This is a genomic window from Enhygromyxa salina (assembly GCF_002994635.1).
Classification (GTDB): Bacteria; Myxococcota_A; Polyangia; order Nannocystales; family Nannocystaceae; genus Plesiocystis; species Plesiocystis salina_B.
The window spans coordinates 323,492-349,924 of record NZ_PVNL01000135.1 but is presented as its reverse complement, the minus strand read 5'-3'; the positions used below and the strand labels follow the sequence as shown (position 1 = coordinate 349,924).

At 68.0% G+C, this 26,433-nt stretch carries 21 protein-coding genes and 1 tRNA gene; 14 read left to right on the top strand and 8 right to left on the bottom strand.

Features of this window, described 5'->3' with window-relative positions:
* Positions 1 to 12: 12 nt before the first annotated feature.
* Together ENSA7_RS35660 and ENSA7_RS45565 are read right to left on the bottom strand one after the other, a co-directional pair.
* A complete protein-coding gene (locus ENSA7_RS35660; protein WP_146158522.1) occupies positions 13 to 1,707 on the bottom strand; it encodes a glycoside hydrolase family protein in 1,695 nt (564 codons plus the stop codon).
* A gap of 448 nt (positions 1,708 to 2,155) precedes the next feature.
* A complete protein-coding gene (locus tag ENSA7_RS45565; protein ID WP_244924020.1) occupies positions 2,156 to 3,496 on the bottom strand; it encodes a rhodanese-like domain-containing protein in 1,341 nt (446 codons plus the stop codon).
* Positions 3,497 to 3,870: 374 nt separating this feature from the next.
* Between ENSA7_RS45565 and ENSA7_RS35650 the strand changes: the two genes are divergently transcribed.
* The gene (locus ENSA7_RS35650) at positions 3,871 to 5,229 is read left to right on the top strand and encodes an outer membrane protein assembly factor BamB family protein (protein WP_106093872.1); all 1,359 of its coding nucleotides are present in this window, start codon (positions 3,871 to 3,873) and stop codon (positions 5,227 to 5,229) included.
* 125 nt (positions 5,230 to 5,354) lie between these two features.
* Here the strand turns inward: ENSA7_RS35650 and ENSA7_RS35645 are convergent, their stop codons facing one another.
* The 4 genes from ENSA7_RS35645 to ENSA7_RS35625 form a co-directional block, all read right to left on the bottom strand.
* The gene (locus ENSA7_RS35645) at positions 5,355 to 6,635 is read right to left on the bottom strand and encodes a deoxyguanosinetriphosphate triphosphohydrolase family protein (RefSeq protein ID WP_106093871.1); all 1,281 of its coding nucleotides are present in this window, start codon (positions 6,633 to 6,635) and stop codon (positions 5,355 to 5,357) included.
* Positions 6,636 to 7,035: 400 nt separating this feature from the next.
* Positions 7,036 to 8,367 carry an NHL repeat-containing protein gene (locus tag ENSA7_RS35640; protein ID WP_181234431.1) on the bottom strand — a complete coding sequence of 444 codons (1,332 nt, stop codon included), beginning with the start codon at positions 8,365 to 8,367 and terminating at the stop codon, positions 7,036 to 7,038.
* A gap of 111 nt (positions 8,368 to 8,478) precedes the next feature.
* Positions 8,479 to 9,504, bottom strand: coding sequence for a helix-turn-helix domain-containing protein (locus ENSA7_RS35630; protein WP_106093869.1), 1,026 nt, complete (start codon positions 9,502 to 9,504; stop codon positions 8,479 to 8,481).
* The gene (locus tag ENSA7_RS35625) at positions 9,501 to 10,016 is read right to left on the bottom strand and encodes a hypothetical protein (protein ID WP_146158521.1); all 516 of its coding nucleotides are present in this window, start codon (positions 10,014 to 10,016) and stop codon (positions 9,501 to 9,503) included. The genes ENSA7_RS35630 and ENSA7_RS35625 overlap by 4 nt, the downstream gene beginning before the upstream one ends.
* A 237-nt stretch (positions 10,017 to 10,253) precedes the next feature.
* Between ENSA7_RS35625 and gshB the strand changes: the two genes are divergently transcribed.
* Both gshB and ENSA7_RS35615 read left to right on the top strand, forming a co-directional pair.
* Positions 10,254 to 11,210 carry a glutathione synthase gene (gshB, locus tag ENSA7_RS35620; protein WP_106093867.1) on the top strand — a complete coding sequence of 319 codons (957 nt, stop codon included), beginning with the start codon at positions 10,254 to 10,256 and terminating at the stop codon, positions 11,208 to 11,210.
* Between the two features lie 89 nt (positions 11,211 to 11,299).
* The gene (locus tag ENSA7_RS35615; protein ID WP_106093866.1) at positions 11,300 to 12,058 is read left to right on the top strand and encodes an RNA polymerase sigma factor; all 759 of its coding nucleotides are present in this window, start codon (positions 11,300 to 11,302) and stop codon (positions 12,056 to 12,058) included.
* A gap of 128 nt (positions 12,059 to 12,186) precedes the next feature.
* Here the strand turns inward: ENSA7_RS35615 and ENSA7_RS35610 are convergent, their stop codons facing one another.
* Entirely contained in the window at positions 12,187 to 13,446 is a 1,260-nt protein-coding gene (locus ENSA7_RS35610; RefSeq protein WP_181234430.1) for a glycosyltransferase, read from the bottom strand.
* A 256-nt stretch (positions 13,447 to 13,702) separates the two neighbouring features.
* On the opposite strand from ENSA7_RS35610, the gene ENSA7_RS35605 reads away from it, so the two are divergent.
* Positions 13,703 to 13,776, top strand: a tRNA-Ile gene (locus tag ENSA7_RS35605).
* An 84-nt stretch (positions 13,777 to 13,860) separates the two neighbouring features.
* Positions 13,861 to 14,634 carry a zinc ribbon domain-containing protein gene (locus ENSA7_RS35600; protein WP_106093864.1) on the top strand — a complete coding sequence of 258 codons (774 nt, stop codon included), beginning with the start codon at positions 13,861 to 13,863 and terminating at the stop codon, positions 14,632 to 14,634.
* Between the two features lie 6 nt (positions 14,635 to 14,640).
* Here the strand turns inward: ENSA7_RS35600 and ENSA7_RS35595 are convergent, their stop codons facing one another.
* The gene (locus ENSA7_RS35595) at positions 14,641 to 15,285 is read right to left on the bottom strand and encodes a hypothetical protein (protein ID WP_106093863.1); all 645 of its coding nucleotides are present in this window, start codon (positions 15,283 to 15,285) and stop codon (positions 14,641 to 14,643) included.
* A 495-nt stretch (positions 15,286 to 15,780) separates the two neighbouring features.
* On the opposite strand from ENSA7_RS35595, the gene ENSA7_RS35590 reads away from it, so the two are divergent.
* Genes ENSA7_RS35590 through ENSA7_RS35550 form a run of 9 tightly spaced genes read left to right on the top strand, consistent with a single transcriptional unit; the run spans position 15,781 to position 26,416 of the window.
* Positions 15,781 to 16,785 (top strand): MDR/zinc-dependent alcohol dehydrogenase-like family protein, encoded by a 1,005-nt coding sequence (locus ENSA7_RS35590; RefSeq protein ID WP_219908117.1) that lies wholly within the window; start codon positions 15,781 to 15,783, stop codon positions 16,783 to 16,785.
* Positions 16,786 to 16,838: 53 nt separating this feature from the next.
* Complete coding sequence (locus ENSA7_RS35585) at positions 16,839 to 17,900, top strand: Gfo/Idh/MocA family protein (RefSeq protein ID WP_244924019.1); 1,062 nt, start codon at positions 16,839 to 16,841, stop codon at positions 17,898 to 17,900.
* Positions 17,882 to 19,015 carry an NAD-dependent epimerase/dehydratase family protein gene (locus tag ENSA7_RS35580; protein ID WP_106093860.1) on the top strand — a complete coding sequence of 378 codons (1,134 nt, stop codon included), beginning with the start codon at positions 17,882 to 17,884 and terminating at the stop codon, positions 19,013 to 19,015. Before ENSA7_RS35585 ends, ENSA7_RS35580 begins: the two co-directional genes overlap by 19 nt.
* Positions 19,016 to 19,068: 53 nt before the next feature.
* Positions 19,069 to 21,141 carry an NAD-dependent epimerase/dehydratase family protein gene (locus tag ENSA7_RS45925; RefSeq protein ID WP_106093859.1) on the top strand — a complete coding sequence of 691 codons (2,073 nt, stop codon included), beginning with the start codon at positions 19,069 to 19,071 and terminating at the stop codon, positions 21,139 to 21,141.
* Positions 21,138 to 22,280: a glycosyltransferase family 4 protein gene (locus ENSA7_RS35570; protein WP_244924018.1), complete on the top strand. Its 1,143-nt coding sequence runs from the start codon at positions 21,138 to 21,140 to the stop codon at positions 22,278 to 22,280. Before ENSA7_RS45925 ends, ENSA7_RS35570 begins: the two co-directional genes overlap by 4 nt.
* Complete coding sequence (locus ENSA7_RS35565) at positions 22,280 to 23,434, top strand: CgeB family protein (RefSeq protein WP_106093858.1); 1,155 nt, start codon at positions 22,280 to 22,282, stop codon at positions 23,432 to 23,434. The genes ENSA7_RS35570 and ENSA7_RS35565 overlap by 1 nt, the downstream gene beginning before the upstream one ends.
* On the top strand, positions 23,431 to 24,525 hold the full coding sequence (locus tag ENSA7_RS35560; RefSeq protein WP_106093857.1) for a CgeB family protein: 1,095 nt from the start codon (positions 23,431 to 23,433) through the stop codon (positions 24,523 to 24,525). The genes ENSA7_RS35565 and ENSA7_RS35560 overlap by 4 nt, the downstream gene beginning before the upstream one ends.
* Positions 24,525 to 25,619, top strand: coding sequence for a CgeB family protein (locus ENSA7_RS35555; RefSeq protein WP_106093856.1), 1,095 nt, complete (start codon positions 24,525 to 24,527; stop codon positions 25,617 to 25,619). The genes ENSA7_RS35560 and ENSA7_RS35555 overlap by 1 nt, the downstream gene beginning before the upstream one ends.
* Positions 25,616 to 26,416 carry a TIGR04290 family methyltransferase gene (locus ENSA7_RS35550; RefSeq protein WP_106093855.1) on the top strand — a complete coding sequence of 267 codons (801 nt, stop codon included), beginning with the start codon at positions 25,616 to 25,618 and terminating at the stop codon, positions 26,414 to 26,416. Before ENSA7_RS35555 ends, ENSA7_RS35550 begins: the two co-directional genes overlap by 4 nt.
* Positions 26,417 to 26,433: the final 17 nt, after the last annotated feature.

The window sequence follows — 26,433 nt, the reverse complement described above, 5'->3', positions numbered from 1 at the left end:
ATCACCAGTGTCCTATCGTGAATGGAGCAAAGCGTCGAAAGGGGGCTCGGGCAGCTCGACGAGCACACCGTCTGGGACGTGGTCGATCATGAACACATAGGCGTTCATGGCGTGGCAGACCGAGTCCGTGCGGACGTAGCGTTCGAGCGCATTCCAGAACAGGCCACCGTTGGCCATCTCTGGATTTTGAATTACGAACGAGTTCTCCGGGGTGTAGGTGTGCTGCATCAGCAGTCGAAACAGCATGACGACGGCGCTCCGGTACCGACCGCACTTGTCGGGATCAGTGTCCGGGCAGTCGAGGTAGAGCTCGGACAGGACCTCGGCCAGCCAACCGTTGCCGCTGCTCGACAGCGAGGCGGACCAGCGGCCGTGGCGGTAGACGTCGGTGGGCTCATTGATCTGGCGTTTGAGGAGATCGTCGGCGCACGCATACACGTTTGCGCGAAGCGCTGGATCGTCGCTGGCGCGGGCAAAGTCGAACAAGGAGAGGATCGTCCACGAACTCGAGATCGGGTTGGCCGGGCGAAAGTCGTCGCCGAGGTAGCACCCTTTGGCCTCGACCTTGGCGCTGAGATACGCGGCCGTACGCGAAGCAGCTTCGAGGTAGCGATGGTCGGCCGTGGCCTCGTACAGGCGCGACAGCGCCGAGAGCACCTGGCCGGTGTACAACAAGGACTCCTTCTCGATCACCTTCCAGGTCCCGTCTGCGGTCAGGTGCAGCTCTGCCGACACCCGCCCGTCGAGGCCCTGCATGGTCATCAGCCAGTCCGCACCCAACCGGGCGGCGTCGAGGTACGCCTGGTCTCCGGTCAATTTGTGCAGCTCGATCAGCGTGAAGATGGTCTTGGAGGTGGTGCCAACGACGAAGCGCGGCTCTGGCTGCCGCCGTGTGCGGTCCATCGAGTAGGAGAACCCGCCGTGCCCCGGCTGGCCCGGCGCGACACGCTGCATGGACAGCAAGAACCCGGCGGCGCGATCAATCGGCTCGCGCAGGGTCTCGTCATGATCGTGTTCATACAGCGCGAGTAAAGTATAGATGGTCGACGCGGTGTAGATCGTGTGTAGCCGATCGTCGAAGGTATCGGTGGGCGCGTAGTAGTATTTGTGCACACCCCCGAGGTGGGGATCCATCACTCGCAGGAGATACGCCTTGCCCGCGTCGATGCGCTGGCGCAGCATGGCCTTGTCGAACACCCGCACGGGCACCTGGCCACCGACCAATTCCAGGCCTTCTCCTTCGTACTCGATGATCCCATATTTATGGTGGGTGAGTTCTACGGCGAAGCGGGCCTGCGCGACGCGTTCGGGGGCCAAGCCCGCCGCCGCGACGGCCTGTCGCGTGGCCTGGGTCAGCGCTTCGCACAGATCGTCCTGCGTGGAGATCGCCCGACCGACGAGCTGGCCTGCGGCATGCATGGAGACCACGACGTGCAGCGGTGTCGTGATCGAGGGTAGCGTGCAAGGTACGTACGGGTTACCTGCGGCGACCTGGCGAACGAAGGCGATCACGCCGTCGCGAAAGCCAGCATTGTCGAGGTCGAGGGGTTGCGCTGCGCTCGAGCTCGCGACTGCCGTTGGCTTTGGCTCACTCGCCTCCGAGCTGCAGGCCCCGGCCAGGAGCGCGATCGCGGCCACCCACGTTGCAATCGCAGTTGAGATGACCGGCCGATGGGCCGGATCCTTCATGTATATTGTGTCGATCAAGATCAATTGTCCGGCGACGTGGCGTGCAAATTAACAACGAGCCATAGGCACGATGCATCAGAGCAAATTGCGCTGGTACATGCAAGCGCCGGCCGACCTCGAGCGGCCGCGACAGATGCGCCGTCTTGAAGCGACTTGGAAACACCATATTCGCGCGAAGCGGGCCAGGCTCGGTCGTTGCGACACAAACTAGCGTAGTGCCTGTCACGTACTCACCACCGTGCACCCGGTGACACTGGGCCCGAATCGGTGATTTGTACGACAGCGCGCTATCGCCCCCCAGTGACGGGTCGGCCTCGAGCCCGACCGGCGTCAATCACCTTCACTAGCCTACAGGGGGTCGCGTATCCTTACACATCAAATGCGACGACCCTGAGCCTGCGACGCTGGTCACGGAGCCCGCGCTGGGCTGTGCCCCAGTTCTCACGGCCAGCGATTAAACGCGCGGCTACTCACCCGGCGCCACGATTGGGCAGCCGACTGCCCGGCACGCTTGCATCGAGCCGAGACAGACCATTACCTGCGAGAACCCGGCCCGCTTCAGCACCGTCGCTGCGATGGTTGCACGCCTGCCAGTGCTGCAAAAGGTGACCACTGGGCGGATGTCCGGCACCTCATTGATGCGCCTCCCAAGCTCGCCCACGTAGATATTTGTGGCGCCCGGCAGCACGCCACTCGGGAGCTCGTCCATGCCACGTACGTCGAGCAAGGTGAACTGCACCCCGGTGTTGATCCAGTGGCTGAGATCCGCCGCATGCAGGGTCGGGATACTCTCGTATCGGCGCCCGCTGACCTCCCAGCCATGCAGGCCGCCGCGTAGATAGGCCTCGACCTGCTCGAAACCCAGTCGCCACAGCTGCCGGGTGACGTCGGCCCGAGTCTCGGTGTCGCCGCCGATCAAGCCGATCGGCGTCTGGTAGTCCAGGTACCAGCCAGCGAAGCCCGAGATCATGTCGTGTGGGCTTCCGTAGCTGTCCGGGACCATCGCGCCGATGATCGCCTCGGGGCTGCGCACGTCGACCGCGATCATTCCGGCGGCCATTCGGGCCGCGAAGGCCTCTGGCGAGAGCGGCTTGGGGATCGGCAACTTTGCACCGGGCTGGCCTTGCAGGTTGCGCCGCTCCATCTCCTGGAAATACGGCGGACTGTAGTGATGCTCGGCGAGCTTGCGCGCGATGAATTCCTCGCGGTCGAGCTGTAGCGCCGGGTTGACGAGCCGCTCGTAGCCCAGCGTCGAGAACGAGCGGTCGGCGATGGCACCGCCGCAGATCGAGCCGGGGCCGTGCCCGGGGTGCAGCGTGACCCCGTCACCGAGCGGCAGCAGCTTGTCGAAGATGCTGTCATGGAGGAGGCCGGCGACCTCGCGCGCGCGATCGGGATAGAAGTCCGTGCGTCCGACCTCGCCGAAAAATAGGGTGTCGCCAGTGAACACGGCCAGCGGCTGCTTGGCTGGGTCGGGGCCGCAAAGAACAATCGAGATGCTCTCGTCGGTGTGTCCCGGTGTCTCGAGGATGCTCAGGCGAAGCTCGCCGATGTCAAAGCTGTCGCCCTCGCTGGTCGGGCGGCCATAGGCGAAATTGAGCTTCTCTCCATGATACACCGCCGCGCCCGTCCGCTGCGACAGCACGAACGCACCGGAGATGTAGTCCTCATTTCTGTGGGTCTCGAAGATATGGGTAATTTGCGCGCGATTGTGCGCGGCGACCTGCAGGTAGATGTCCAGATCACGACGCGGGTCGACCACCACCGCCTGCCCGGCGTCACCGAACACATAGGAGTAATGGGCCAACCCTTTGGAGCGAATACGTCGGAAGAACATTGGCTGGTGCGTCTCGTGTGGGGGCGACGCAGGTCGACGCGCCGCGTGGCATCAAGATGAGCCACGCGTGAGGCCTGACAACCATGGCCTCAATTTTGCGCGCTCGGGGGCGGCGATCGATTCAGTTGGCCAAGCCGAGCCCGCTCGCCTCCCGCCCTCACCGCCGCGCGCTTTTCGCCTGCTCCACCGCCGCACACCCGCTCGCAGTCCTCCATGCGTCCAGACTCCGTTTTGGTAGCGAACCTGAGCCGTGAAAATACGAGCGTGCACGTCGGGCCGCGCGCACGCACTATTGAGCGGGTCAGATCATGCGTGCGTCAACGACTGCTTGGAGGGTTTCTGTGATGTTGATAGCGACCGGAGCGCTCGGGTGTGGCCCGGGTGGGTTCGCCTTCGACGGCAGCAGCTTCGGCGACACGGGCACCGGGTTCGGCAGCGAGACAGCGACCTCCAGCGACGATCCTGCATCCTCCAGCGCCAGCTCCGCCAACCCCGACCCGGGCACGGACACCGACTCGAGCGACGATTGGATCGAGACCGAGACCGACACAGGCGAGCCCGAGCCGCCCGAGCCGCTCGATCCGCCCGAGTGCGAGCGCACGTGGACGCACCTCGACACCACCCCGACCCACGGCCACCTCGGCAACACGCCGATCGGCGGTCGGTCCGACGGCGGCTTCGTGAGCGTCAACCCGGTCATCGGCGCGGGCAACGACGAGGTCAACGTCGACGCATGGTTTCGCAGCTGGTCCGCGACCGGCGTGCTCGAGTGGGAGCGCTACGTGTCCTGGGCGGATCACCGCGACGACCCGCTGGTGATCGTTCAAGACGACCTCGCGGACCTGTTCATCGGCGGCCGCACCAACGCCAACATGGTGTTCGAAGACGCGATCGTGGCCGCGCTCGACGGGCTCAGCGGTGACCTGCGCTGGACCCACCATCGTGGTGATGGTGGCGCCTACACCTCGCTCCTGCACACTGGCGCGGCGCTGCTGGCCGTGGGGCAGATCGGCAGCTTTGGCGCGCTCGGGCTCGAGCTCATCGCGTTCGATCCGGACACTGGCGCGGTGCTGTGGTCGGTGGCGCCGGAGCTTGATCTTGTCGACGTCGCCACGCGCGGGGTGGTCATGAGTGGTGGTCTGATCGACGTGCTCGTGGCCGACTCGAGCGGCGGCGGTGAGCTGCAGATCCTTCGCTTCGAGCCGCCAAGCACCGCGACCACGCAGCTGGTCAGTCTCGCGACCGGCGACCCGTTCACGCCCCACGCCCTCGCGCAGCTCGACACCGACTCGCTCGTCGCGCTCTACAGCGTCGGGGCGAACGAGACCTCGTCGTTCTTGGCGGTGGTCGAGCGCGACAGTGGGCAGCAGCTCGACAGCCTGGCGTTTGGTGACCTGATCCAGCTGCTCCCCGACGATCTGGGCGAGGCCACGAACGTCGAGGCTACGCAGCTGGTCATCACGCCCGACGGCCTCGGCGTGGCGGGGACGCTGTGGGGGGAAGACAACGAGCGCAAGACCTTCGTGCTGCGCCTGGACTCTGAGCTGAACCCACTGTGCGTGGGTGTGATGGGCAAGGACGACGTTGAGGGCTTGTTTCACCCGCCGCTGCTGCGTGGGCTGACGGTCGGTCCCACCGGGGAGCTGGTCACCGGTAGCTTCGCTAGCAATCCCCGGCGCAGCGTGTTCGCTCGCTGGAACTGAGCGACTCCAGCCGAGCGCCTCGTCTTCAGCGTCGATGCCACGTTAGGCACAACACGGTGCGGACAGTGGGGCCTGATGACGAGCCCACGTCGCCGCGGTGAAGGGGTGTGACGCGGGAAACGAGCCTACATCGGAGCGATCTCGGCCAACGAGCCGGGTGAGAACCCGTGCAGACGCCGATACATGCGCAGCGCCTCGGTGTCGGTCATGTTGGCGATGATGTCCGCTACCGTTCGGACCTGGCGTTGCTTTTGGTCCAGCGGGCCGTAGACTTGATCAGCGAGCGCTCCACTGAGGTAGTCCTGAAACCGGGGCGGGAGCACAGCCGGACGGGTAGATACAGCCTCCAGGTATGCCTCGAACAGGCCACGAATAATCTTGCGATGTCCCATCTGTTGGGTCGCCAGTGTCGGGCTCTCTATCACGTATTCCCACGTTAGGCCCTTGAGCAACTCGATCTCGTGGCGAATGTTGGCCGGAACCGTGAATGCTGGCCGGCCATCGTTCACGCTCACGTCGACTGCCTGCACATAGCGCTGGATCATCTGGGATGTCCAACTCCGGACTGCTGAGCGGTGGGTAGCGGTGCCCGTGTACCGGCGGTCGAATGCAAACGGCAGCGCCGACTCCCACGCGACGACCAATTGTTGCTGCGTAAAGCCGGTCCTCTCCTGTACTCGTTTGATCACTCGGTCGATCTCGGGCCCATCGGACACCAGGAACTCCATTGGGATCAGTCCAGCCCGATAGAAATCCTCGGCGTCGTGGATGGAGTAGGCGACATCATCGGCAAAATTCATCAACTCGGCTTCGAGGGTCCGGTCGCTGTGAGTGTTGCGCCGAGCGAACTCAAAATCATCCTTCTCCTCCGGGTAGGCACCCCACTTCTTCCTGTGTTTGCCGATTGACGCGTATTGCCAGGGGTATTTGAGCACGGCGTTCAACGTCGCCCGCGAGAGGTTGAGACCCGCATAGTTCTCCGACCTAACGGCGAGCTTGGCCAGAATACGAAAAGACTGCGCGTTACCCTCGTAGCCGGCGTCTAGCCCCTGTTCGCGGCATAGCCTGTGCAACTCTTTCTCTGTCACATGACCGAAAGGGGGATGCCCGAGATCATGTGCAAACCCAGCTGCCTCCACGACTTCGGGGTCAAGACCTCCGAGCGCTCGTACGGCGTCGGGGAAGCGTGTCTGGACATGTTCCGCAAGGCGGCGACCGATCTGGCCGACCTTGAGGGAGTGAGTTAGACGGTTGTGAAAGACATGACCCTCTTCGGGTGCAACGACCTGAGTGACTCCCGCCAGCCGTCGCAGCGCGGAACTATGAAGTATCCGGTCTCTGTCGCTCGCTCCTGCGGATCGCTGATCGTCACGCTTGATCAGGCCGTGCCGGCGTTCGTCTCGCATGTCATGCGGTCGCGCGCGCTGCCGGCATTGGCTCCGCCGGCCTAATTTTGCCGTCGATGCCGAACTCCACTGAGCCGTCGTTCATGAGTTGTAGAAGGGTGGTCCGTACGTCTCGAACGGGCTGTGGACCCCTCTCGAGCGTCCGGATCAGCGCCAGTGGTGTCTGGGCCTCGACACCGACAAGCGCGAGGATTCGTTCTCGGGTTGGCACATGGCGATCGTACTCCGGCCGGCTCCGAGCGTCCAGGCGAAGAACTCACGAGCGCATCGGGAGCAAAACAGTGCTGGCGACGACACGCGTGCCAGCCCACGCCAAGCCGGGCTGAAGGCGCTTGGCGCGGTCGATGTGCGACACGGCCCGTCCGGTCGTGCCCCTCCGGCGCGAAATCAAGCTGAGCACCTAAGCCGGCGGATTACAAGCCACGTTGTACAGCGAGCCGCCGGTCATGTCCGAATACGTATACGCCCCAACAAACCCACTGATCGACTGAAAGCTGAGATCATCCGGGTCAACCCGATACGCCCGACTTTGATTATCAGGGATCGCCCAGATATACCCATCCACGTCGACGCTGATCCCCTTCGACTGGATCGTCTCGTTCGGAAACAGCACCTGGGGCCCGAACGCCATGGACTCGGCGTCGAAGGCCTGAATGCCGCCGTTGATGCCGACCCACATGCGGCCCTGCTTGTCCTCGGCGAGACCAACCCCGGAGTTCATGATCGAGCCATTGATGCTCGTCCAACTGTTGAGGTTGGGGTCCCACTTGCCGGGCACACCGGTGCCGCCCCAGATCTTGCCCTGGTGATCAACGGCGATCCCGTAGCCGTAGAACGACCCCATCTCGGTGTGGGTCAACGTGTCAAAGTCGATGCGCAGGCCGCCGGGGCTGCCCTCGAACAACCGCGTGATCCAAAAGTCATTGTTGGCGTCGACGACCCCACCATACACGCCAAAGGTCGTGCACGGGTACATGAGCTCGATCGTGTCCTCGATCTCACCGGTGTCGCCGTCGAGGCGGTGCACGTAGATCCGGTCGTCACTACAAAACGCCCCGCCGTTGCCGCCGCGGCCTTCGGCGGTCCAGATCTTTTGATCGCTCCATTCGCAGGTGACCTCGTCCATCACCCCAGTCGTCCACGCGACCGGGCGCTGGCTCGCGGCCTGCGGGAAGTCGGTGTACCAGGCCACGCAGTCGTCCTGGCCCCAGGGCTTGACGTCGTTGGGCCCGGTCGAGGTGTTGGGGCCGGCGCAGTCGTCCGCGCGCGCCCAGATCTTGATGATGCCGCCGCGGCGATTGGCGACCGCGACGGCGCGGCCGTCGACGCTGACCGAGGTTCGCGAGGGGTTGCCGTTGGCGTCGGCCTTGGTCAGGTAGCGACCCTCTTCCATCATGGTCCGGGTGTTGACCTTGCTGACCGTGCTCTGGCTGCTGTTGGCGATCCAGATGTAGCTGAACTCGGCCTCGCCGCAGCACTCGCCAACGTCGCCGTCGCCGGTGTCTTCGGGGATCACGTCGAAGATCGTGCCGCCGTCTGCGTCTGCGTCGCCGTCGCCCGCAGGGTCGCCGTCACCGTCGCCCTGGTCTGCGTCGCCGTCGCCCTGGTCTGCGGTGTCGCCGTCGCCGTCCCCGGTGGTGCCCGCGGCGCTGGCGCCCTCGCCGTTGAAGGTCAGGCCGTCGCTGTCGGTCGCGTCGACCGAGCACGCGATCGCCATGGGGAGCAACAACACCGCGGGGATCCAACGTCTGCGCGTCAACATCATCGTCACCGGTCCAACGATAAAACCGTCGCACATCGCTGGGGCAATGTCGACGGTGCGTTGCGCAGGTGTGGCCTGCTGCTACTGGGCGAGCTCTTTGCGGAGCAGCTTGATCACCTGCTCGACCTGTCGCTTGCGTCGCTTGAGCTCCGCGTTGCGCTCGCTCTTTGGCAGCCGCTCGACCTGTCCGCAGAACCGCTCGAGGTGGGCCAGCGCCTGACCCTTGCCGCCGACCTCGAGCAGCGCTCGCGCGAGCCCATAGTGAGCCTCTAGCTGATCCGGGTCGTTGCGCAGGACCTGACGAAAGCCGCCGATCGCGAGCACGAAATCGCCGCTGCGCAGGGCCAGCTCGGCCAGGTTGCACTGGGCCTCGGGCTGATCGGGATCGCTGCGCAGGGCCTGGTCAAAGCAGTCGCGCGCGCGGTCGATCTCGGTGGTGAACGCCAGCAAGCTGCCGAGGTTGGTCCACGCGGCCGCGAAGCTGGGGTCGAGCTCGACGGCCTGCTCGTAGTGACTGAGCGCGGCCAGGAACTCGGGGGCGCCCAGGGTGACCCCGTCCCACTGCTCTTCGGCGGCGAGCCCGGCTTGAAACGCCTCGTAGGAGCTGGTCGAGCCCAGCGCGGGGGCGCGGCGATCGGGGTCTTTGCCCTCGACCCACGGCAAGGTCAGGACCTCGGCGACGTGATCGCGCAGCTTCTCGAGGTCGAAGTCGAGCAGCAGCTGACCGGTGGTGGCCTCGAAGGTGTTGTCGCCGTCCTCGACCAAGATCCGGTCGCAGTCGCTGCGGATCCGCAGGCGCGCGAGCGGAGCGTCGACCCGGGGCAGGTGGCCACGCAGGGCGTCGAGGCTTCGACGAACCCGCTGAAGCGGCAGCCCAGCGTCGAGCAGCTCCTTGGCGACCTTGATCGAGATCAGATCCTTGAAGGTGTAGAAGCGCCGGGCCCCGTTGCGGGCCGAGGGCGAGATGAAGCCGGTCTGCGACCAGTAGCGGACCCGGCTCTCGGGCAGCTCGAACAGGCGCGCGACCTCGGCCACGGTGTAGTGATGCTCGGTGCCGGGCTCGGAGCCAGCCTCGTTCAGCTCGAGTTGGTCGTGGGCCTCGTTCATCCGTGCACCTCGTACACCTTCTTGATGGGGGATCGTAGCGAGACGACTGCGTCGCCGTCGATCAAAATTCGTGCGCCGGACACTCGCACGACCGGGAGCAGCTCGATCCTCAGCGAGCGCGGCGCCGCGTCGAACAGCTCGGCGAGCTTGGGGCGCGCGAGCTCGATCAGGCGCCGACGGACCTCGTCGCTGCCGCGCATCAGCTCCGCGACGCGCTCGGCGGTGGCCTCGTCGGGGCGCTCGCGCAGCAGCGCCGCGCTGCGCGACAGGTCCAGGGTCAACATGACCGTGGCGTAGACGCGCTCGGCGTCGCTCAGCGAGGGCCGGGTCTCGAGGTCGCGGTCGCCCTCGATCAACAGCTCGGCCGAGCAAAACAGGATCTCGAGCGCGTTGTCCGACAACGACTCGCGCACCTCCCGACGGATCAGGGGGATGCGTCGAACCCGGGGCCAGGTCGGCTGTAGGAGCTCGCGGGCGAGCGCCGCTGCAGATTTGGGATCAGGTGTAGTCACAGGCCCTACAAGTATGCCTGGCCAAACCCAGGTCCCCCAAGATTTAGAGATCTTGGCCAAGCCCGAGCGCGGGCACAACTACCCGCCGGATTGGGACCGGAGCAAGTGCTCAGGTCGCGATCACGGGGGCGCGCGAATTGTGGTGCGGGGTGCGTGCGAGTCATCCACAGGTCGTCCACAGATCTGCCCACAGGCCCACCCACGGCGCGGCCCGGTTTTCGAAGTACCTTGGCGCCGATGGCCGACGTCCTGTTCGTTCTCGACCCGCTCTCGCTGATCAACCCCCGCGCCGACACCAGCTACGTGATGATCACGGAGGCCCTGCGCCGCGGTCACCAACCTCACTACGTGACCCTCGATGGGTTGTCGCTGTCGGGCAGCGTGGCGTGGGCGCGAGCTCGCCGGCTGGGACCCGCGAGTGACGAGCCGCTCGCGCCCATGGTCGATCGCGGCGAGCCCAACGCCCGGCCGCTGAGCTCGTTCGCGGTGGTGTTCATGCGCAAGGATCCCCCGGTCGATCCGAGCTTCATCGCGGCGACGTGGATCCTGGATCGGGCCGGGACCCTGGTGCTCAACAACCCCGGGGGGCTGCGCGACCTCAACGAGAAGCTCAGCATGCTCGAGTTTCCCCAGCTGATCCCGGACACCCGGCTGCTTCGGAGCATCCCGGATCTTCGTGCGGCGCTCGACGACATGGGCGGCAAAATGATCGTCAAGCCGCTGTTGGGCTACGGCGGCCGTGAGATCCTGCAGGCCAAGCGCGGCGATCCCAACCTCTCGACCGTGCTCGAGATCGCGACCGCGGACGAGACCCGCTGGACAGTGGCGCAGCAGTTCATCCCCGAGGCCAGCGCGGGCGACAAGCGGATCTTGCTGATCGAGGGCGAGCCGATCGGGGCGGTGCTGCGGGTCCCGGCGTCGGGTGAGCTGCGCGACAACTTCCACGCGGGCGGCCAGGGGGTGGCGACCGAGCTGACCGAGCGCGAGTGGTACATCTGCTCGATCGTGGGCCCGTGGCTGCGCGATCGTGGCCAGCTGTTCGTCGGGCTCGACGTGATCGGCCCGTACCTGACCGAGATCAATGTGACCAGCCCGACCGGCATGCAAGAGATCAACCGCCTCAACGAGCTCGAGGGCGACGCGACCATGCAGGCAAAATTTTGGGACGCCGTGGATGCGCGGCTGTCCCACTGACGCGGCCCAGAGTTGTTTCGGCGCGGGCCAGGACGCCTGAACGGAAGGGAGCGTCGGGGTGCAGCAAACAGTGATAGCCTGGACTCCGCATGTCGAGCCCGCCCCAGACCGTCCGCGAGCTGCTGACCCAGGAGCTCCCCAATCTCTACGCCTTCGCCTACCAGATGTGCGGCGCCCGTCGTGACGCGGCCCGCTTCCTGGAAGAGCTCACCCAGCAGGTCGCCAAGCTCGACGATCAGAAGTTGCTCCATGACGGCGACCCCGCGCGCACGCTGCTCGGGATGATGGCGCGGACCATGGAGGAAAACCTGGGGCGTCGCTCTGATCACAGCTTCGAGTCGCTCGACAACGTGCTGCGCTCGGACATCACGCGGCCGATCGATCTGAGCAACGTGGGCATGGGTGACGATCCGACCAAGGTCCACCTGATGCTGTGGGAGCTCAAGCGGACCTGCCTGACCTCGGTGCTGGGCTGTCTGCCGCCGGGCGTGCGGCTGTCGTTCGTGCTCACGGATCTCGCCGGGCTGTCACCGAGTGAAGCGGCGGAGATGCTGGGCATCAAGGAGAGCGCGTACCGGGTCCGGCTCACGCGCGCGCGCAAGCGGATCGAGGACTACCTGGCGCCGCGCTGCTACCACGTGGATCGCGAGAACCCGTGCACGTGCACGGGCCGGCTGATGATCGCCGTCGACGCGGGGTTCGTGAAGCCGCCGACCAACAACGCCGACATCCCGCACGAGCCACACGACACGGGCGGGCCGCAGCGGGATGTTGGGAGCTTGTATCGCGGGCTGCCCAACGTGGTGATGGGCCAAGGCGAGTTCACCCGCCTGCTCGAAGGCTTCTAGCTGGACCGTGTGTGCAGAGCCCCCTCGTAGGGGGCACACATGCGGATGCGAACGAACGGCCCCGAGGAGCGAAGCGACCAGACGCGTCAGCGGCTGCAGTCGGCGAAGGGCCAACGTCTCTGTGGGGGTCAAAGATAGCGGCGCAGCACCTCGCGGTGCAGCGCGGCGTAGTCGGCCCCCATGCGCGCGGCACAAAACGCCTCCCGCGCGAGCGCGACGGCGTCACGCGAGATCCCCAGCATCGCCTCGGGGTGCTCGCACAGCTCGTGGACCGCCTTGACCACGCCCTGCGGGCCGATCGTTGGATCCACGCGCGCGCCGATCTCCCGCCCGCGTCCTGCTGCGGTGGTGAACAGCTCGCGGATCGGCGCACGATCCAGCGCGATCAGGGCCAGCCCCTCGCGCATGCCCTCGAGCAACACCAGCGGGATGTCGAGGCGCCGATGGACCTCGTCGGCCACGAACAGCTGGATCGCGCAGCGGCGCAGCAGCGCGGGCATGTCGTCGACCTCGCCGCGCAGCTCCACCCGGCCCGCACCGATCGCCCCGGCCAGCTCGCGCGACAGCCGGCTGCGCTCGTCATGCTCGATGATCTGATCGGGACGGCAGGCGATGATCAGGGTCCAGCCTCGCAGCGCTGGCTCGCTCAGGGTCCGCGCCAGCTCGATCAATCGATCGGCCGCGCCCGCGTCGAGCTCACCCGCGTAGATGATCGCGCGACGCTGCTGCAACTCGTCCGGGCTCTCGATCGCGGCCGCGGTCGAGACGTCGACGCCCGGGTGGATCATGTGCACGCGCTCGGCCGCGACGCCGCTGCCGATCAGCCGATCACGAGTGTGAGCGGAGAGCGTGACGACGCCGTCGAGGACCTCGAGCATGTGCGCGCAGGCCTCGAGCCCGGTCGCGCAGGTCAGCGTTTGCAGCACCGGAGCCGGCCGCTCGTGGGTGCGCTTGCGGCCGCGCAACACCGACGACGCGACGGTGAAGATCGACCGCGCGCCCGAGGCCGCGCGCCGGGTCAGGCTCATCGTGTTCGAGGCCGGCTCGGGGGTCGCCGCCACGCCCGCCGCGAACCGCTCGGTCAGAGGCCCGGGCGAGAAGAACAGGTGAACCGGCTGGCGCCGATGCTCCCGCGCGATCAAGGCCGCGCCGATCGCCGCGCGCTCGAGCACTTGCGCGCCGCGCCCACCGGGCAAGCGTGGGACCCGAAGCAGACCATCGCCGCAGGTGCGCGCCCGCAGCGGACGGCGGGGATCTCCGAAGTAGTCGCAGGGCTCGGCGGGCAGGGCCGGGATCAGCTCCCGCAACAGGGCCGGCCCGCCGTCGAGCACCGGACCGACGACCGGACGCGAGACCAGCAGCCAGCGGGTGCTACTCGACGACGCCATGTGAGCCGCAGAGTAATGCGAGCGCCTCGCAATTCCCACGCCGCCCGCCAGCGTGCGATGCGCAGCACGGTCTGCTGGCACTGTGTGGGGATCCCGTCGGGAGGTCCCCATTTTTGTTCGCGAGCGCGCGGGCATCGAGGTCAACCCGCGACGGCCGAACGCTGGGGGCCTTCGGACCTCCCCGAAGCACCCAGCCGTGGGCTGATCACCCGCCGCGTTTGACGGGGCCGACCGCCCTCCCTATCGTTCGGCGCACGGGCCCATAGCTCAGTCGGTTAGAGCGGCCGGCTCATAACCGGTTGGTCCCAGGTTCGAGCCCTGGTGGGCCTACTCCCGTCCCAAACCGCGCGGCCGTCCTCTGACGCCGGGTGCGTTGGGAGTGTACCCCCCCCGAGAAAAGGCATTCAAGACCCGATGAAGGATCAGATCGAGGCGCTCCACCGCTTGCAGACGCAAGACCGTCAGCTGGTGTCCATCGAGCGCAAGCTCCGCTCGATACCCCGTCGCAAGCAGGAGATGGACCGCGACCTCGCCAAGCTCGAGGCGATGCTGCAGTCCGAGACCAGCAAGCTCGACGAGAGCCGAGCGTTTCGCATGGATCAAGATCGCCAGCTCGAGGATGAGCGCGATCAGATCCGCAACAGCAAGGCGCGCATCTCCAACGTCAAGACCCCGCGCGAGCTGAACGCGGCCCAGCGCGAGCTCGACGGCACCCGGCGCTTGGCCGAGAAGCGCCAGACCGAGCTGACCAGCATCGACACCGCGATCGCCGAGGCCGAAGATCGGATCAAGGCGATGGAGGGCGGGCTGACCGAGCTGCGCGAGAGCTTCGTCGGCGAGCGCGAGCGCCTCGACGAGGTCGAAGCCAAGCTGACGCGGACCTACAAGAAGGCTCGCAAGAACCGCCAGGGGCTGACCGCGAAGGTCGAGAAGGTCACCCTTCGCCGCTACGAGCGGGTTCGCCAGCGGGTCGGCGGCATCGGCTTCGTGGCCGTGCGCGAGCGCAGGTGCACCGCCTGCAAGATGGCGGTGCCGCACCAGACCTACGTGTCGCTGCGCAACGCCGAGCTCATCGCCCTGTGCGAGAGCTGCGGCCGGATGCTCTACTGGGGCGGCCTGTTCCCCGACGAGAACAAGCCGAAAGAGACCGAGCGCAAAGAAGCGCCGGCCGAAGCCTCAGCCGACTAGCGCCGACTAGCGAAGGCCGCAGCCGCTGTTCTTGTCTTCGGGTGGGTACAGCGGTGGCGGCACCATCGTGACGCGGGGCTCGACGTCTTCGGTGTCGTCGCAGGAGATCCGGCGAAACACGGTGGGGACGTCGATGTAGCGGCCGCCGTCGTTGTTGACTGTCTGGAACTCCTGGATCTCGTGGTCGATCACGCCCGAGAAGCGGTCGAGGTTGTAGCCGAAGCCACCGTCGATCCCGCACAGCGGGTCCTCCATCTTCCAGCTCAGGCCGTGGAATTCGACGGACTCGCCCGCGTCGCTGTAGCTGCCCTCGCCGGGCATCGAGACGATGTACTGCAGCCGCCCGACACACGGGCCGCGCACGTTCTCGGTCTTGGGGCCGTACCAGCTCTCGTTGACGATCTCGCCCTCGAGCAGGGTCGGGCTGTCGGGGACGCGGCGGATCGTGAGCGTGAACCGGCCCCACTCTTGATACATCTCGTTGAACGAGTGTGACTGCCACACGCCCGAGACTGGATCCTTGCACGCGGCTGGGGGCGGCAGGCGGGCGCGCTGCTCGGCGATCGTCGCGCGGCCTCGGCCGGGCGCCAAGGTCAGGGAGATCGTCAGCGCGACCAGCAGCGCTGGCGCGAGCCATCGAGGCCTCGACATGCGCAAGACGATACCAGGAGTAGGTGTTGGATGGCGATGTTTGGAGGCCGACGCCGCTGGTGGGCGCGCAGGTCGTGCACGGCCCCGTGGAGGACACACTCGGTGCCTGCACGATCGTGACCCGCCCGAGCGCGCAGGTTCGGCGCCCCGGATCCGCGCCGGGTCCGAGGCAACTGGCCGAGGTGGCGGTACGCGGGCAACTAGGCGGCCTGCGCTTCATCACGGGGCGCCGGTCGGATCGAGCGGACGCCGAAAATGCGGGGACCCGATATTTGACAATAGGGGGACCCCGAATAGAGTGACAAGGCGAATAGCGCAAGAACCAGGAACTGACCGTAATGACTGCCAATGGACACGCAGGCTCATGACCAAAGGATTCGTATTATGTTGACAATGGTGTCGCGAACATCGGAGTCGGTTCATTTAATCATGTGCCGTGAATCACTGTAATTGCCCCTCGGATACTCCCCGCTGAGCCGCCCGAAAGCCCGATCCATGCTGCCGCAGACCCCCTTACAGACCCCGAGGACGACCCGCTCATCGACCATGCGCGCGGCGGTGCTGGTCGAGCCGGGGCGATTCGAGATCCAGCGTCGACCGATCCCCGAGCCTGGCCCCGATCAGGTGCGTATCCGTCTCGAGGGCTGCGGGGTGTGTGCGTCGAATCTCCCGCCGTTCGAAGGGCGTGATTGGTTCGAGTACCCGTTCGAGCCGGGCGCGCCGGGCCACGAGGGCTGGGGCGTGATCGAGGCGCTCGGGCGTCGGGTCCAGGGCCTGGCGGTGGGCGATCGCGTGACCGCGCTCAGCTACCACGCCTACGCGACCCACGACCTGGCCGCGGCCTCACACGTGGTCAAGCTGCCAGACGCGCTGGCCGACACGCCCGTGCTCGGCGAGCCGCTCGGCTGCGCGATCAATATCTTTCGCCGCGCCGCGATCGAGGCCGGGCAGACCGTGGCGATCGTCGGGATCGGCTTTCTCGGTGCGCTGCTGGTCCAGCTCGCGGCCCACGCTGGCGCCCGGGTCCTGGCCCTGTCCCGCCGACCCTGCGCCCTCGAGGTCGCCCGTCAGTGGGGCGCCGCGGAGGCGCTGCGGATCGGTGATCACTCGGCCCTGATCGCGCGGGTCCGCGAGCTCACGAACGGTGAGCTGTGCGAGCGCGTGATCGAGGCGACCGGCGAGCAGCTGCCGCTGGATCTGGCGACCGAGCTGACTGGGATCCGCGGCCGCCTGGTCATCGCTGGCTACCATCAAGATGGGCCGCGCCAGGCCAACATGCAGCTGTGGAACTGGCGCGGGCTCGATGTGATCAACGCCCACGAGCGCGACGCGGCCCGCTACCTCGAGGGCATGCGCGAGGGCGTGGGCGCGGTCGTCGAGGGGCGCTTCGTCCCGCGACCGCTGCTGACCCACCGGTTCGAGCTCGACGCCCTCGGCGACGCGATGAAGCTGGCGGGCGCGCGTCCACCCGGATTCATGAAAGCGATCGTGACCCCATGAGCGGACCTACGCCGACGAGGACCAGCGCGAGCACGGTTCAGCGATGCACACCTGTGGCGACGAGCCGACCGCGGCTCGGCTGCGTGGGCACCGGGTGGATCGGTCGCCACCGGATCACCAGCCTGGTCGAGGCTGACGCGGCCGAGATCGTCGCGCTGTGCGACGTGGAGCCGCGGTCGCTCGTGGCCGCGGGTGCGCTCGCTCCCGGCGCGGCTCGCTACTCCCTGTTCGAGCAGATGTTGGCGAGCGAGGAGCTCGACGGGGTCGTCATCGCCACGCCCAGCGCCCTCCATGCGGATCAGTGTCTGGCGGCGCTCGAGCGGGGACACGCGGTGTTCTGTCAAAAGCCGCTGGCGCGCACGGCCGCGGAAGCCCGACGGGTGGTCGGGGCGGCCGCCGACGCAGATCGCCTGCTCGGCGTCGACTTCTCGTACCGGCACCTCCGCGCCGCTCGTGAGCTGCGGCGGCTGATCGCCAGCGGCGAGCTCGGTCAGATCTTCGCGGCGGACCTGGTGTTTCACAACGCCTACGGCCCCGATCAGAGCTGGTTCTACGACGTCGAGCGCTCGGGTGGTGGCTGCGTGATCGACCTCGGCGTGCACCTGGTCGACCTCGCGCTGTGGATGCTGGACTGGCCCTCGCTCGATGCGGTGCACAGCCGCTGCTACTTCGAGGGCCGCCCGCTGGACGACCGCTCGACCCACGCCGAGGACTACGCGGTCGCGCAGCTGGATCTGGCTGGTGGTCGCTGCATCCGGATGGCGTGTTCATGGCGCGCGCACGCGGGTCGGGACTGCGTGGTCGAGGCGAGCTTCTTCGGCACCCGCGGCGGCGCTTCAATCAAGAACGTCGACGGCTCGTTTCATGACTTCGTGGGCGAGCAGTTCCGCGGGACCTCGCGCGAGCTTTTGGCGTCGCCACCCGACGCCGCGTGGGCGGGCCGAGCGATCGTCGACTGGGCGACCACGCTGGCGATCGATCCGAGCTTCGACGTGGGGGCCTGGAACGTGGTCGAGGTGTCCGAGGCCCTCGATCGCATCTATGTGGGGGGCGCCGAGGGAACGTCTGAGGGCAGCGCCAAGCGAGAAGGTTCGACATGGCCAGCCGTATATTGATCACGGGCGGGGCAGGCTTCATCGGCTCGCACCTGGCCGACGAGCTGCTGCGCGCGGGCTACCGCGTGCGCGTGCTCGACAGCTTGTCACCGCAGGTCCACGGGGCGGTTGATGGTCCCACGCACCGGCCAGCCTACCTGGCCAAGCGGGTCGAGCTGATCCGCGGCGACGTGCGCGACCCCGCGGCGGTCCGGCTGGCCCTGCTCGACGTCGACGCCGTGTTTCACCTCGCGGCTGCCGTCGGGGTCGGGCAGAGCATGTACGAGCTCGTCCACTACACCTCGACCAACAGCCTGGGCACGGCGGTGCTGCTCGAGGCGCTGCTCGAGCGCCCGGTCGCGGCGCTGATCGTCGCGTCGAGCATGAGCCTGTACGGCGAGGGCCGGTATCTCACCCAGGCCGGGGCCGTGATCGACGACGTGTGCCGGACCCGTCAGCAGCTCGAGCGCGGCGAGTGGGAGCCACGCGACGCCGACGGCGAGGCCCTGCAGGCCACGCCCACGCCCGAGCACAAGCCACCCAACCTGGCCTCGGTCTACGCCCTCAACAAGTACGACCAGGAGCGCATGTGCCTGTTGATCGGCGAGGCCTACGGGATCAAGACCGCCGCGCTGCGCCTGTTCAACGTGTACGGACCCCGGCAGGCGCTGTCCAACCCGTACACGGGTGTGCTGGCGATCTTCGCCGCGCGGCTGCTCAATGATCGCGCGCCGATCGTGTTCGAGGACGGCGAGCAGCGGCGCGACTTCGTCCACGTCCACGACGTGGCCCGAGCGTTTCGGCTCGCGCTCGAGCTCGACGCTGCGGCCGGGCAGACCTTCAACATCGGCAGCGGGCGCAGCTTCACGATCCGCGAGATCGCCCGGCGGGTCGCGACCGCGCTGGGCAAGTCCGGTCGTGAGCCGCAGATCACGGGCGAGTATCGGGTCGGCGACATTCGCCACTGCTTCGCCGACATCTCGCGGGCCCGACGGCTGCTGGGCTACAGCCCCAGCGTCGAGTTTGAAGACGGGCTGGCCGAGCTCGCGGCGTGGCTGCGCGGGCAGGCGGCCGACGACAAGATCGAGCGCATGCGCAGCGAGCTGGCGTCACGCGGGTTGACGCTGAGCCGCTGAGCCGCTGATCCACTGATCCACTGATCCACTGATCATCGAAGGGACCACACACGATGGCGGAGCACGCACCCAAACCCCACGCGAACCACAGCCCGAGCACGCAGTCGATCCAGGTCGGGGTCGTCGAATGGTTCCCGTTCGAGGCCTACGTCGGGGTCGAGGACTCGATCGAACGGCTCGAGCGCCTGGGGGTGTCGCAGCTGCGCACGGGCGTGTCGTGGGCCGACTGGAACCGACCGGGCGGCCCGGCGTGGCTGGAGTGGTTGCTGCCCCGACTGACCGAGCGGTTCGACTTGCTGCCCTGCTTTCACTATGTGCCGCCGAGCCTGGGTGAGGTCCCCTCGACCTCGGCGCCGCCGATCAACCTGGATCTGTTCGCGCACTTCGTCGGGCACGTGATCGAGCAATATGGCGAGTCGTTCGAGTATGTCGAGCTGTGGAACGAGCCGAACAATCGGGTCGAGTGGGACTACACGCGCGACCCCGGCTGGATCAAGTTCTCGGCCATGGTCGGGGCCGCCGCGAGCTGGTCGCGCGAGCTCGGCAAGCGGGTGGTCCTGGGTGGCCTGAGCCCGATCGACCCCAACGTGCTCGAGATCTTGTTCGAGCGCGGCCTGATGCGCTTCATCGACGTGGTCGGCGTCCATGGGTTTCCCGGCACGTGGGACGCGAGGTGGAGCGGCTGGCCGGCCGAGATCCAGCGGATCCAGGCCGTGCTCGATCGCCACGGCAGCGACGCCCCGGTCTGGATCACCGAGGCCGGCTACTCGACGGCGCGCCACGATGAGCCCGCCCAGGTGCTGGCGTTTGTCGACGCGACCGAGGCGCCCGGGGTCGAGCGTCTGTACTGGTATGGCCTGCGCGACCTCGAGCCCGAGCGCTCGGCCCAGACCGGCTTTCACCTCGACGAGCACGACTACCACTGCGGTCTGGTCCGCAACGATGGCACGCCCAAGCTGCTGTATCGCGCGTGGGAGCGCGGTGGGTTCGACGCGGTCCGCGAGCTGGCCGGCTGGCAGCGCGAGCGCGTGTCGGTCGAGGACGGGCAGCCGCTGGTGATCGTGACCGGCGGCGCGGGGTTCATCGGCACCAACCTCGTCGATCGGCTGCTGACCGACGGTCGCGCGGTGGTGATCGTCGACAACCTGGCGCGCAGCGGCGCCGAGACCAACCTTCGCTGGCTGCGCCAGCGCCATGGCGGCCGCGCGCAGTTCGAGGCCGTGGATCTGCGCGATCCGTTCGCGCTGCGCCGCGCGCTCGAGCACGAGATCGACGCGGTGTATCACCTCGCGGGCCAGGTCGCGGTCACGACCAGCCTCGTCGATCCGATCAGCGACTTCGAGATCAACGCCCGCGGTACGCTCAACCTGCTCGAGCTGCTGCGCGCCCGGCCCACGCCGCCGCCGCTGATCTTCACCTCGACCAACAAGGTCTACGGCGCGCTCGAGGATCTGAAGTTCGTGGCCCGAGGGCCGCGCTACGAGCCCGCCGACACCAGGCTGCGCGAGCACGGGATCGACGAGCGCCGCCCGCTGGATCTGCACAGCCCCTACGGTTGCTCGAAGGGCGCGGCGGATCAGTACATCCTCGACTACGCCCGCAGCTACGGCCTACCGACCGTCGTGTTTCGCATGAGCTGTATCTACGGGCCGCGGCAGCTGGGCACCGAGGATCAGGGCTGGGTCGCCCACTTCATGCTCTCGGCGATCGATCGACGCCCGATCACGATCTATGGCGACGGCAGGCAGGTCCGCGACGTGCTGGCCGTCGGCGACCTGGTCGACGCGCTGGTCCTGGCCCGCGAGCAGGTCGAGTCGCTGCGGGGCGAGGCGTTCAACATCGGCGGGGGTCCGAGCCGCACGCTCTCGCTGCTGCAGCTGTGTCGTCGGATCGAGCGGCTGCACGGCGCCGCGCCCAAGCTGAGCTTCGAGGACTGGCGGGTGGGGGACCAGCGCTACTACGTCAGCGACACGCGGCGGTTCGCGGCGCGCACCGGGTGGCGTCCGCGACACAGCCTCGACGCTGGCCTCGAGCAGCTCTACGCGTGGCTGTGTCAGCTGCGTGGGGTGAACGCCAAGCGGCCGCGCGCCGCTGCGTTCGCGGCCCAAGAGGAGGCGGTCCGGTGAGACACCAGACTGGCCAGACCGAGCGCGTGCTGATGACCACCGACACGCTCGGCGGGGTCTGGACCTACGCGCTCGAGCTGTGCCGCGCGCTCGCCCAGCACGGCGTCACGGTCACGCTGGCGGCGATGGGCGGCGAGCCGAGCCCGGCCCAGCGAGCCCAGGCCAACGCGGTCGCGGGGCTCCGGCTCGAGGCCCGGCCCTACAAGCTCGAGTGGATGACGGATCCCTGGGACGACGTGGCCCGCGCGGGCGACTGGCTGCTCGAGCTCGCGGCCGCGGCCCAGCCTGACCTGGTTCATCTCAACGACTACGTCCACGCCAACCTCGACTGGCAGCGGCCCGTGCTGGTCGTTGGTCACTCGTGCGTGTGCACGTGGTTCGAGGCGGTCAGGCGCGAGTCGGCGCCGGCCGAGTGGTCGCGCTACCGAGATCGGGTTGGCGCGGGCTTGGGCGCGGCCAACGGCGTGGTCGCCCCCACCCACGCGATGCTGCGCGGGCTCGAGCGCCACCACGGTCGGCTGCCCGGCGCCCAGGTGATCGCCAACGCGCGTCGAGCTCGAGACTGGCCGGCGGGGGCCAAGGCGCCCTACGTGCTGGCCGCCGGGCGGATCTGGGACGAGGCCAAGAACCTGGCCGCGCTCGCACGGGTCGCCCCGCGGCTGGCGTGGCCGGTCGGGATCGCGGGCCAGGCACGCCACCCCGAGGGCGGCGGTCCGCTGCTCGAGCAGGTCGAGCTGCTCGGCTGCCTGACCCCGCCGCAGCTCGCCGCTCAGATGGCGCGGGCCTCGATCTACGCGCTGCCTGCTCGCTACGAGCCGTTTGGACTGACGGCGCTCGAGGCCGCGCTGGCTGGCTGTGCGCTGGTCCTGGGTGACATCGAGTCGCTGCGCGAGGTGTGGGGCGACGCGGCCACGTTCGTCGACTGCGACGACGACGACGCGCTGGCGGCCGCGATCACGGCGCTGATCGACGCGCCTCCGCGCCGGGCCGACCTGGCTCAGCGGGCGCGTCGCCGGGCGCGGCGCTACGGCCCAAGCGCGATGGCCGATCGCTACCTCGATCGCTACCGCCAGCTGTGCGACGCGCCTGCCCGGACCCAGACCCAGACCCAGACCCAGGCCCACAGGAGCGTGACCTGATGCGCGTCGCCGCGTTCTATCACTCGCTGGTCTCGGACTGGAACCACGGCAACGCCCACTTCTTGCGGGGGGTCGTGCGCGAGCTGATCGCCCGCGGTCACACCGTCGAGGTGTTCGAGCCGCGCGGCGGTTGGAGCCGCGCGAACCTCCAGCGCGAGCCCGGTGGTCCCGCGGCGATCGCGAGCTTCGTGGACGCGTTCCCCGGGCTCGAGAGCCGCGAGTACGCGCTCGAGCAGCTGGATCAAGACGCGCTCGACGACGCGCTCGACGGCGTCGAGCTGGTGATCGTGCACGAGTGGAGCGACCACGAGCTGGTCCGCCGGCTCGGCGCACACCGACGCGCTCACGCCAATTGCCGGCTGCTGTTTCACGACACTCACCACCGCAGCGTGACCCGGCCCGAAGCCATGGCCGCCTACGACCTATCGAGCTACGACGGCGTGCTGGCGTTCGGCGAGGTGATCCGCGAGCTGTACCTTCAGCGCGGCTGGGCCGAGCGCGCGTGGACGTGGCACGAGGCCGCCGACACCCGCTTGTTTCGCCCGATCGCGGGCGAGCGGCGGGCCGGGGATCTGATCTGGATCGGCAACTGGGGCGACGAGGAGCGCAGCCAAGAGCTGCACGAATTCGTGCTCGAGCCGGTCAAGTCGCTGGGGCTCGCGGCGATGTCTCACGGCGTCGGCTACCCGCAGCACGCCCTCGACGCGCTGGCCGACGCCGGGATCCGCCATGGTCGCTGGCTGGCCAACTACCAGGTGCCGCGGGCCTTCGCGCGCTACGCCCTGACCGTGCACGTGCCGCGTCGACCGTACGTGACGCAGCTGCCGGGGATCCCCACGATCCGCCCGTTCGAGGCGCTGGCCTGCGGGATCCCGCTGATCTGCTCGCCGTGGCACGACAGCGAGGGGCTGTTCGAGCCGGGCGTCGATCACCTCGTCGCGCGGGACGGCAAACAGATGGCCGCGCACATGCGGGCGCTGCTCGCCGATCCAGCGATGGCCGCCGAGCTGGCCGCGCGCGGGCGGGCGTGCATCGAGCGGCGGCACACCTGCGCGCACCGAGTCAACGAGCTCATGTCGATCTGCGCCGAGCTCGGGCTCGACACGACCACCCACAACCCGCCGCGCGAGCAGGCGCTGGAGGATCACCCATGAACATCGCGTTTTTTGGCTCGAGCTTGGTGTCGGCCTACTGGAACGGCGCCGCAACGTACTACCGCGGGATCATCCGCGCGCTCGCGGGCCGCGGCCACACCGTCACGTTCTACGAGCCGGACGCCTACGATCGCCAGACCCACCGAGACATCCCGGACCCAAGCTGGGCGCGGGTCGTGGTCTACGGCGCGAGCGACACCGCGGAACTCGAGCGGGCGCTCGACTCGGCCGCTCGCGCCGACCTGATCATCAAGGCCAGCGGCGTGGGGGTGTTCGATGAGCTGCTCGAGGCGGCGGTGCTCGAGCTCCGCCGCGCGTCGAACACGGTGGTGTTCTGGGACGTCGACGCGCCAGCGACCCTCGAGCGAGTCAGTCGCGACGGCCACGATCCCTTCGGCCCGCTGATCGCTCGCTACGACGCGATCTTCACCTACGGCGGCGGACCGCCCGTGGTCGAGGCGTATTTGGCCCTCGGCGCGCGCGCCTGTCACCCGATCTACAACGCCGTCGATCCCGACACCCACCACCGGGTCGCCCCTGATCCGCGCTTCGAGGCCGCGCTGGGGCTGATGGCCAATCGCCTGCCCGATCGCGAGGCGCGGGTCGAGTCGTTCTTCCTCGATCTGGCGCGGGCGCTGCCAGACCAGACCTTCGTGCTGGGCGGCAACGGCTGGAGCGACAAGCCGCTGCCCGACAACGTGCGCGCGGTCGGGCACGTCTACACCCGGGATCACAACGCGTTCAATTGTTCGCCGCAGGCGGTGCTCAACATCAACCGCGAGAGCATGGCGCGGTGCGGCTACTCGCCGGCGACCCGAGTGTTCGAGGCGGCTGGCGCGGGCGCGTGCCTGATCAGCGACGCGTGGGTCGGGATCGAGCAGTTCCTCGCGCCCGGTCGCGAGGTGCTGATCGCCGAGTCCTCGGCGGGTGTCGCCGAGCACCTGCGAAGCCTGTCACCCACGCGCGCGGCGACGATCGGCGAGGCCGCGCGCCGCCGCGTGGTCGCCGAGCACACCTACGCGCACCGAGCCGCCGAGGTCGAGGCGATCTTGGGCGGCCAAGACAGGCTGTCTTCACCGGGGATCAGCTGATGCGCACCGAGCTGGACATCGTGATCCTGGGCCTCTCGATCACATCGTCGTGGGGCAACGGCCACGCGACGACCTATCGCGCGCTGATCCGCGAGCTCGACCGCATGGGCATGCGCGTGCACTTTCTCGAGCGCGACACCGCGTGGTACGCCGCGAGCCGAGATCTACCGACGCCGCCGTTTTGTCGGACCAGCCTGTACGCCAGCTTGGAGGAATTGCGTGACGTCCACGCCGAGGCCGTGCGCGACGCGGACGTGGTCATCGTCGGCTCGTACGTGCCCGATGGCGTCGAGCTCAGCCGCTGGGTGCTCGAGCGAGCTCGCGGGCTGCGGGCGTTCTATGACATCGACACCCCCGTGACGCTCGCCAAGCTGGCCCGGCGTGACTTCGAGTACCTGCACCCCTCGCTGATCCCACGCTTTGACCTGTACTTGTCGTTCACGGGTGGCGAGACCCTGGCGACGCTCGAGCAGACCCACGGCTCACCCTGCGCCCGCGCGCTGTACTGCTCGGTCGACCCCGAACACTACGCGCCTCGGGCCGACGTCGCGACGCGCTGGGATCTCGGTTACCTCGGCACCTACAGCGACGATCGCCAGGTCCGGGTCGAGTCGCTGCTGTGCGAGCCGGCCCGGTCGCTGCCCGATCAGCGGTTTGTCGTCGCGGGCTCGCGCTACCCAGCGCAGCTTCGCTGGCCGAAAAACGTCGAGCGTATCGAGCACCTGCCGCCGCCCGAGCACAGCAGCTTCTACAACGCCCAGCGCTTCGCCCTCAATGTGACCCGCGACGACATGATCCAGGCCGGCTACTCGCCGAGCGTGCGCTTGTTCGAGGCCGCCGCGTGCGGCGTGCCGATCATCAGCGACATCTGGCCGGGGATCGAGACGATCCTGACGCCCAACGAAGAGCTGCTGCTGGTCCGCTCGGGCGCGGAGGTGGGCGAGCTGTTGGCGAGCCTGCGCGAGGATCAGCGCCGCGCGATCGGTCAGCGTGCGCGCGCGCGGGTGTTGAGCGCCCACACTTGCGCGCACCGTGCCCGTCAGCTGCTCGGCTACTGCCGCGAAGCCGCCGCGATAAAGGGGCGTGCGCGATGAGCCCCGAAACCCTGCAGTCGAGCGGCGCGCGAGCCAGCGGACCGCTCGAGCACGAGATCCGTCAGCGCGGGCCATGGTTTCACAACCTGCACCTGCCCGACGGCTCGCGGACCGCCCCCGACCACCCGCTGGGCGACTTCCCGGCCTACAAGTGGCGCCAGCTCGAAGCCAGCCTGCCCGCGGATCTCTCGGGCACCACCGCGCTGGACATCGGCTGCAACGCCGGCTTCTACAGCTTCGAGCTGGCCCGCCGCGGGGCCCAGGTCGACGCGGTCGACGTCGACGAGCACTACCTCGAGCAGGCCCGGTGGGCGCGAGGGCAGCTCGGGCTCGACGCCCAGGTCTGCCTGTTTCCGAGCAGTGTCTACCACCTCGCCCGGCGCGACGTGACCTACGACCTCGTGTTGTTCATGGGGCTGTTTTACCACCTTCGCTATCCCCTGCTGGCGCTCGACATCGTCGCGCGTCGGTGCGCCGACACGCTGATCTTCCAGTCGCTGTCGCTGCCCGACGCCGCCGAGCCGGCCCGCACGAGCGGTCTGCGCTGGCAAGAACGCCAGCTGATGACCCGCCCCGGCTGGCCGAGCATGGCCTTCATCGAGCACGACCTGGCGGGCGACGCCACGAACTGGTGGGTGCCCAACCACGCCGCGATCGAGGCGATGTTGCGCACCGTCGGGTTCCGGGTCGATGCCCGGCCCGGGCATGAATTGTACGTGTGTCGACGCGATCCAGCGCTCACCCAGGCCGCGCGCTGGCTCGACGATGAATACCGAGCGGCCTGCGGGCTCGAGTGAGTCGCGCCAGAGCACGA

What these genes read in the sequence shown, in the direction of transcription:
- ENSA7_RS35650 (WP_106093872.1), top strand. Translation starts at nt 3,871, where the DNA reads ATGTTGATAGCGACCGGAGCGCTCGGGTGTGGCCCGGGTGGGTTCGCC.
- ENSA7_RS35615 (WP_106093866.1), top strand. Translation starts at nt 11,300, where the DNA reads ATGTCGAGCCCGCCCCAGACCGTCCGCGAGCTGCTGACCCAGGAGCTC.
- ENSA7_RS35595 (WP_106093863.1), bottom strand. Translation starts at nt 15,285, where the DNA reads ATGTCGAGGCCTCGATGGCTCGCGCCAGCGCTGCTGGTCGCGCTGACG.
- ENSA7_RS35565 (WP_106093858.1), top strand. Translation starts at nt 22,280, where the DNA reads ATGCGCGTCGCCGCGTTCTATCACTCGCTGGTCTCGGACTGGAACCAC.
- ENSA7_RS35555 (WP_106093856.1), top strand. Translation starts at nt 24,525, where the DNA reads ATGCGCACCGAGCTGGACATCGTGATCCTGGGCCTCTCGATCACATCG.
- ENSA7_RS35645 (WP_106093871.1), bottom strand. Translation starts at nt 6,635, where the DNA reads ATGCGAGACGAACGCCGGCACGGCCTGATCAAGCGTGACGATCAGCGA.
- ENSA7_RS35610 (WP_181234430.1), bottom strand. Translation starts at nt 13,446, where the DNA reads ATGGCGTCGTCGAGTAGCACCCGCTGGCTGCTGGTCTCGCGTCCGGTC.
- ENSA7_RS35630 (WP_106093869.1), bottom strand. Translation starts at nt 9,504, where the DNA reads ATGAACGAGGCCCACGACCAACTCGAGCTGAACGAGGCTGGCTCCGAG.
- ENSA7_RS35550 (WP_106093855.1), top strand. Translation starts at nt 25,616, where the DNA reads ATGAGCCCCGAAACCCTGCAGTCGAGCGGCGCGCGAGCCAGCGGACCG.
- ENSA7_RS35560 (WP_106093857.1), top strand. Translation starts at nt 23,431, where the DNA reads ATGAACATCGCGTTTTTTGGCTCGAGCTTGGTGTCGGCCTACTGGAAC.
- ENSA7_RS35590 (WP_219908117.1), top strand. Translation starts at nt 15,781, where the DNA reads ATGCTGCCGCAGACCCCCTTACAGACCCCGAGGACGACCCGCTCATCG.
- ENSA7_RS35600 (WP_106093864.1), top strand. Translation starts at nt 13,861, where the DNA reads ATGAAGGATCAGATCGAGGCGCTCCACCGCTTGCAGACGCAAGACCGT.
- ENSA7_RS45925 (WP_106093859.1), top strand. Translation starts at nt 19,069, where the DNA reads ATGGCGGAGCACGCACCCAAACCCCACGCGAACCACAGCCCGAGCACG.
- ENSA7_RS35580 (WP_106093860.1), top strand. Translation starts at nt 17,882, where the DNA reads ATGGCCAGCCGTATATTGATCACGGGCGGGGCAGGCTTCATCGGCTCG.
- gshB (WP_106093867.1), top strand. Translation starts at nt 10,254, where the DNA reads ATGGCCGACGTCCTGTTCGTTCTCGACCCGCTCTCGCTGATCAACCCC.